We start from the raw sequence: 5,688 nt of genomic DNA on the forward strand, positions 1-5,688 counted from the left end.
GGCCGGCTCGCGGCGCTGCCGCTGCACGCGCGATCGGTCACCGAGCTGCTGTGCACGGCGATCGTCACCTGCCTGCGCCGGGCCGCGGAGATGACCGATGCGATCGCCGCCCGTGGCGGGTTCGGCGCGGTCGCGTATCAGCCGGCGCGCCCGCGGCGGGTGGACGCCGCGGCGCTCGCGGCCCTGGCCGGGCTGACCGTGGCGACCTTCCTGGTATAGCCCTTCCCTGGTACAGCCCGTCAGCGGTACAGCCCGTCAGCCCTTCCTGGCTGTGGCCCGCGCCTGTCCTGGCCGGCGGGAGCCCTTTTGTTCTGGCCGGTAGGAGCCCTTCCTTACCGGCCAGGACAGGCCTGCGCCTGCCCCTGCCGGCAGGTCGGGCCGGGAAACGCCCCGCCGTCAGCCGAGAAAGCTGTTGAGGCCGGCCTCCTGGGCCTGCGGATCCGCCTCGGACGTACCGGGCAACAGCTCCGTCAACGGGCGGGGCGGCCCGAGGTGGAATCCCTGGGCGTAGTCCACCCCGAGGTCACGCAGGGCCGGTGCCAGCGACTCCCGGTCGATGCTCTCGGCGATGGTGTACATGCCCAGGCAGCGGGCGACGCGGACCACCGCGTCCACCAGCACCGCGTCGGCCGGGGAGGTGTCGACGTGCCGCAGGAAGTCGCCGTCTATCTTGACGTTGGTGAAGGGCAGGTTCCGCAGGTAGACGAACGAGCCCAGCCCGACCCCGAAGTCGTCCAGGGTGAACCGGCAGCCCGCGCCGGTGAGGGCCTCGGCGAGCTGGCGCACCGCGTCCGGGGCTGCGACCGCCACGCTCTCGGCGATCTCGATACCGAGCTGGGACGGGTCGACCCGGGCTGCGCGCAGCTCGGACAGGACGAAGTCGGCGAAGCCTGTGTCCTCGACCGACCGGCCGGAGATGTTCACGTGCAGGCGCAGCCGCTCCCCTCGGGCGGCGACGGAGGCGAGCGTGGCCACCGTCTGCTGCACCACCCAGCGGTCCAGGCTCAGGACCAGGTCGCTGTGCGCGAGCACGCTCATGAACTCGGCCGGGCCGATCTCGGGATGCTGGCCGTCGTGCAGCCGCAGCAGCACCTCGTATCCCTGCACCTCGTGCGAGGCCAGGTCCACGATGGGCTGCACCTGGAGGGTCAGCAGGCCGGCGTCGAGGGCGTCCCTCACCCGCTGCACCATCAGGGCACGGCGGGTGAGGTACTCGTGCCGCTCCGCGGTGAACAGCTTGGCGCAGTTGCGCCCGGCGTCCTTGGCCTCGGCCAGAGCGAGCCCGGCATGGGCGAGCGCGGTGTCGCAGTCACCCACGGCCGACAGCGGCACGACGCCGACGCTGACCGTCACCCGCACCGCGAAACCATCCACCATGATCGTGTGCCGGGCGGCCTGCTCGCGCAGGGTGTCCGCGACGGCCAGTGCCTCCGGCCCGTCACCGCTGTGCAGGACCACCGCGAACTCGTCGTCACCGAGCCTGCCGATGACGGCGGCCGGGAGCGTCTCCACCAGGCGCTGGGCGACCGAACGCATCACCGTGTCGCCGACCGAGTGGCCACGCAGGTCATTCACGATCTTGAAGTTGTCGACGTCGACCAGCAGCAGCGCGCCGGTGCGGTCAACCCCGGCGGCCAGCCGCTCGGTCAGCAGGGCTGTCACCGCCCGCCGGTTGAGCACCTCGGTGAGCGGCTCGTGCACGGACGCGTGGGCGAGCTCGTGGCGTGTCCGGACCAGCTCGGTGACGTCGTGGGCCGTACCCATGATCCGGATCGGCGTGCCGGAGTCGTCGGTGAGGATGTCCCCCCGCCATTCCAGCACACACTCGGTCACCCGGTCGGCCAGGTACATCCGAGGGGTGACCTCGACCGGGGTGACGGTGGTGATCGCCTGGTCGAACGCGCTCTCGACCGTCGCCCGGTCGTCGAGGTGCACCAACGAGCGGAAGACGTCGTAGTCGACCGGGGTGTCCGTCGGATAGCCGAGCATGGCCAGCAGCTCGTCGGACCACTCCATCTCGTTGGTGACGAGGTCCCACTCCCAGATGCCGGTACGGGCGATCGTCTCGACGTGGCGCAGCCACCGCTCGCGCAGCCGCAGCGTCTCCTCCTCGTGGCGCCGCCCGGTGACATCGGTGATCTCGTAGAGGACGAAACTGTCGGCGGGCGGCTGCCCGGAGCCGGCGGGACGGTCGGCGATCAGAGTCCGGGCCCGGACCTCCAGCCAGTGGGTGGTGCCGTCCGGCGCCTGCCACTGGGCCTGCCGCTGGCCGGTGTCGGGGACGACCCCGGCCAGCGGCAGGCCGGCCTCGGCAACCGCCACGCGGGCGGAGTACACCGGATCGGCGTCCGGCCCGCCCCACGGGTACCCGCCACCCGCCGCGCCCCCCGGCTCCACGCCACCGTGCTCGGCGGCGTCAGCGCTGTCACGCCCAGAATGATCACGTACGGTACCGGCGACAGCGTCGTGCGCGGCACCACCGCCGGTGGCCACCAGATCGAGCAGGGCCCGGTTCGCCCAGACCACACGACTGTCTGACGTGACCACCAGTAGCCCGGTGGATACCACGTCAGCCACGGAGCCGGCCATGCTAGCGACCAACGGATCTCCTCGCGCCTGTCAGCCCGGTGCACATCTCGGCTGGTCACGCTATCTTCATGGATCGCATGGCCTTCCCGATCGCATGGCGAGTGTAGCGGCAGGCAGGTGCGCACAGAACGTCAGGCTGTGGTAGCGGGTGTGTCTTCCGACGCCCGGGAACTCCTGGCATCCAGCGACACGAAAAACCATGATCGTATCATCGTCGGCCCGTCCGGCTCATCGACGACAGCAGCTCATCGACGACAGCGGGCCGTCGGCAGCGCGCAGAACTATGATCGCGCCGCCTCCGGCCCGCCGTTGCGACTCCGCCGGCAGCGACGTCAGTCGTGGATCTGCTGGGCGAGATAGTGTGCCTCACCGAGCTGGGAGACCAGCTCGAGCTGGGCATCCAGCCAGTCGATGTGCTCCTCCTCGGAGGTGAGGATCTCCTCCAGCAGGACAGCGGATCCGACGTCGTCACGCGAGCGGGTCAGGACGATCCCCTCCCGCAGCAGGCCGCAGGCCTCGATCTCGTGCGTACGGTCGGAGTTGAGCTGCTCGACAGGTGTCTCGCCGACACGGAGCGTGTTCAGCCGCTGGAGGTTGGGCAGCCCGCCCAGGTACAGCACGCGATGCACCAGCTTGTCAGCGTGGCGCATCTCGTCGATCGACTCGTCGTAGGTGTGCTTGCCCAACCGCCGGTAACCCCAGTTGAGCTGCATCCGGGAGTGCAGGAAGTACTGGTTGACGGCCGTCAGCTCATTCGTGAGGACGCGGTTGAGCAGTTCGACAATCTCCGGGTCGCCCCTCACATGAAACCTCCGCTATGTCAGCCCGATGACACAACCGGACAGCCACGGCGGTAGTCCGTCAACAGTTCCTCGATCTCGTCGAGGCAGCCACCACAACCGGTGCCCGCGGCACAGACATCACCCACCTCGCCCGTGTCGCACGCGCCCGACTCAATCACGCCGCGCAACGTCCGCTCGGAGACAGCAAAGCACGAACAGACCAGCACCGCACCTCACCACGCTCTGGAGAGAGCACCTCGTCCCATATTCCGGAACCGACGGCCCACGGACGCCGCATACGGTCGGATCAATGACAGCAAGTGCTCGCGTCTAAGTTAAACCTTCCCTAATAAAAACGTGGCCTAAGAATCCCACAGGGACAGATCGGAGGCAAGCGGGGATGAGCGAGCACCACGTCACCACCCGGCCACAACAGGCCGATCACGGCCGCGGCGGAACCGGCCTGACATACGGACAGGCCCGGTAGCTCGGAAAACAGCGGCCGCCCAGCACGGGACGCGATTCCCGGAGAGATACGGATCACACCTGGCAGCAGCCAGGATCAGGCGCCCGGATACGGTATTGCAGTACGGTACGGTCCCGTTTCGTGAAGGAGGGCACAATGTGCTGTGGACCAACCAGGTAGGCCCATATTGTCCGATATCGTCAACCATTGCCCGATATGGGCCGAAAATTCGACGATCGGGTCAGTGACGAGCATAACCGCGTCTCTCCGCGCACGATCGGCCCATTACCCGTGACGACGGCCGACGCCCAGCCCGCGCTGCCCACGACCAGTGCCACGGCGGACAGCCGGCCCATGCCCGACGCCAGGCTCACGACCGGCGCCCCGGCCACCGGCGGCGCCCCGGCCACCGGCGGGGCACGACGGGGGCGTCGCGCCCTCGGCACCGCCGGCTACGCGGCCACCCAGACCGTCCTGCTCGGCCTGTTGTTCATGGTCTACCGTTTCGGACGGCACATCGTCGACGGCCATCAGACCGAAGCGCTCTCGCACGGGGCCGCGGTATGGCAGATGGAACGCAGCCTGTACCTGCCCGACGAGGCAGCCGTCCAGCGGCTGGCCCTGCACTCCCACCACGTGACGATCCTGATCAACGAGTTCTATTACGCGGTCCACTTCCCCGCGGCGGTCGCGCTGCTCGTCTGGGTCTTCGCCTGGCACCGCTCCGCCTGGCCCAGGGCCCGCAATGTGATCATTATCGCGACAGGCATGGCCCTGGCGATCCACATCCTGTATCCGCTCGCTCCACCGCGCCTGCTGCCCATGACGATGACAGCTCTGATCGACACCGGCGCGATATTCGGCCCGTCGCCCTACGCCCAGGGCGACGGTTTCGCGAACGAGTACGCGGCCATGCCGAGCCTGCACATCGGCTGGGCCATCATCGAGGCATGGGTCGTGGTCACCGCCCTGCGCAGCCGGTGGCGTTATCTCGCCATCGCCCAGCCCGTGGCCACCACCGCCGTCGTCGTCGCCACGGCCAACCACTACTGGGTGGACGGCATTGTCGGCGCTCTGCTCGTCCTCCTGGCGGTGCAGGTCACCAGGTTGGCCCCGCAGGCCCGGATAGTCGCCGTGATGCGTCTGATGGTGACCCGCCGCTCGGATACCTGCGGGTCGCAGCAACCGTCCTGACCCGCTCCCGGCCGTCCCCCGGCCTGCCCTGCTCCTGCCCACGGGACGGCGGCGACTGCCGTGTGAGCCCCCGGGTCGAGGAGGCAGGCCCAGGATTTCCGGCCCAGGCGCCGGGCCGAGGGCCCAGGCCGGAGCGGCCCGCCGACGGGCAGCCCGAAAGGCAGACCGGAAGGCCCGGACCATCCGGCCTGCTCATCGAGGCAGGGCTGTGGCGGCTACGGGTGGCGGCTACGGAACGAGGGCGGAGATCTCCACCCGGCGGTTGGCGGCGCGCCCGGCATCGGTGGCGTTCGTCGCCAGCGGATGGTCCGAGGCGAACCCGGCGGCCCGCAGCTGATCCGCGGACACACCGTGGTCGGTCAGATAGGCGGCGGCGGCCCGCGCCCGCGCCAGTGACAGCGCCTCGTTGAAGGCGCGCGGCCCCCGTGCGTCGGTGTGCCCCGCCAGCAGGACGCCGAGCTCGTCCTCCCGCAGCAGCGCCGCGATCCGGTCGAGCTGGACGCGGTCGGCCTCGGTCAGCTCCGAGCTGCCCGTCGCGAAGGTGATCTGCCCCTCGGCGAGGACGCTGGCGAGCCGGCCGGCCAGCGACTGCGGCGTGGCCGCACCTGCCGCCGGCTGTGGCGCGGCCGTATCCGCCGCCGGTGCTGTCGCGGTCCC

At 69.9% G+C, this 5,688-nt stretch carries 5 protein-coding genes and 1 pseudogene; 2 read left to right on the top strand and 4 right to left on the bottom strand.

Features of this window, described 5'->3' with window-relative positions; translation table 11 throughout:
• Positions 1-219, top strand: a pseudogene (locus NBX02_RS15090) (energy-coupling factor transporter transmembrane protein EcfT); the annotation flags it as partial.
• Positions 220-396: 177 nt separating this feature from the next.
• Here the strand turns inward: NBX02_RS15090 and NBX02_RS15095 are convergent.
• The 3 genes from NBX02_RS15095 to NBX02_RS15105 all read right to left on the bottom strand — a co-directional run bounded on the left by NBX02_RS15095 (position 397) and on the right by NBX02_RS15105 (position 3,598).
• Complete coding sequence (locus tag NBX02_RS15095; protein ID WP_250291864.1) at positions 397-2,601, bottom strand: GGDEF domain-containing phosphodiesterase; 2,205 nt, start codon at positions 2,599-2,601, stop codon at positions 397-399.
• A 320-nt stretch (positions 2,602-2,921) separates the two neighbouring features.
• On the bottom strand, positions 2,922-3,392 hold the full coding sequence (gene bfr, locus NBX02_RS15100) for a bacterioferritin (protein WP_250291866.1): 471 nt from the start codon (positions 3,390-3,392) through the stop codon (positions 2,922-2,924).
• A gap of 17 nt (positions 3,393-3,409) precedes the next feature.
• The gene (locus tag NBX02_RS15105; RefSeq protein ID WP_013874231.1) at positions 3,410-3,598 is read right to left on the bottom strand and encodes a (2Fe-2S)-binding protein; all 189 of its coding nucleotides are present in this window, start codon (positions 3,596-3,598) and stop codon (positions 3,410-3,412) included.
• A gap of 530 nt (positions 3,599-4,128) precedes the next feature.
• On the opposite strand from NBX02_RS15105, the gene NBX02_RS15110 reads away from it, so the two are divergent.
• Complete coding sequence (locus NBX02_RS15110) at positions 4,129-5,031, top strand: phosphatase PAP2 family protein (RefSeq protein WP_250291867.1); 903 nt, start codon at positions 4,129-4,131, stop codon at positions 5,029-5,031.
• Between the two features lie 228 nt (positions 5,032-5,259).
• Here NBX02_RS15110 and NBX02_RS15115 read toward each other — a convergent pair.
• A partial coding sequence (locus tag NBX02_RS15115; RefSeq protein WP_250291870.1) for an OmpA family protein occupies positions 5,260-5,688 on the bottom strand: 429 nt, incomplete at its 5' end.

The sequence above is a fragment of the Protofrankia sp. CiP1_Cm_nod1 genome (assembly GCF_920888515.1).
Lineage (GTDB): Bacteria > Actinomycetota > Actinomycetes > Frankiales > Frankiaceae > Protofrankia.